Below are 887 nucleotides of genomic sequence, written 5' to 3'. Positions count from 1 at the left end.
CTGCCGAGTAGGTGGGGGCGTTACTGCCCCCACCCCTCACAGACCCGGACGTGCAGTTTTCCCGCATCCGGTTCCTCATGGTAGAGTTTCGCTCACGGTGGCAAACGAATGGAGAATCCTGGCTGGCGGCAGCGGATGGCGTTTCAGGATTTCGTTAAGGCGGGTCCATCGGAACACGCTTTGACGATCTCGCCGAGATAGCCATTTCTGCCATATCCTCACGACCTGGTGGGCGAACCATCGCAATCGCCGAGCATTTCCCCCGACGCCATAATAGGCGAAGTGGCCCCGCATCATGGACGAGAGATGGCGATGCTGATCGCGGATCGACCAGTTCCGGTGTTTCCGGCACCAGTCACTTACCGCAGCCAGCGCACGAGCAAAACGGCCCTTGGCCGTGACTTGCATCACCATGTCCTTGCCTCTGCGCGACCGTCCCCACACATGGGTCAGGCCGAGAAAGTCGAAGTTGGTGCCATCCGTCTCCGGATGCCGTGTGCTCTCGGTCCTTCGCGGGCGAAAGTCGACGAGACGCGTCTTGTCGGGGTGGAGCGTAAGCCCGAACCGTCCAAGACGTTTGTCCAGCACTGCCAGGACACGCTGGGCGTCGACGATGTTGTCGAACGCCATGAGCGCATCGTCAGCGTAGCGGGCAATGGTACAGCCCCCACGGAGCCGCGGCCGCACCTCGGTCTCGAACCATTCGTCCAGCACGTGGTGCAGGAAGATATTCGAGAGGCAGGGCGAGACCACACCTCCTTGCGGGGATCCTTCGGCCGTTCGGCGCAGAAGACCGTCTTCGACGGCTCCTGCGTTCAGCCATTTATCGATCATCCGTCGGATGACGCCGTCCGTGACTCGCTGGTCGAGGAACGCCCGGAGGTGAG

Annotated in this window: 1 protein-coding gene; it reads right to left on the bottom strand. The window is 61.8% G+C overall.

All coding sequences use genetic code 11. The features are described from left to right. Positions 1-75: 75 nt before the first annotated feature. On the bottom strand, positions 76-887 hold an 812-nt coding region (locus AC0L3I_RS36915; RefSeq protein WP_473530232.1), incomplete at its 5' end, for a reverse transcriptase domain-containing protein.

The organism is Mesorhizobium sp. WSM4840, from assembly GCF_055811755.1.
Note: the sequence above shows the minus strand (reverse complement) of the source record. Positions and strands in the feature narration are given on the sequence as shown.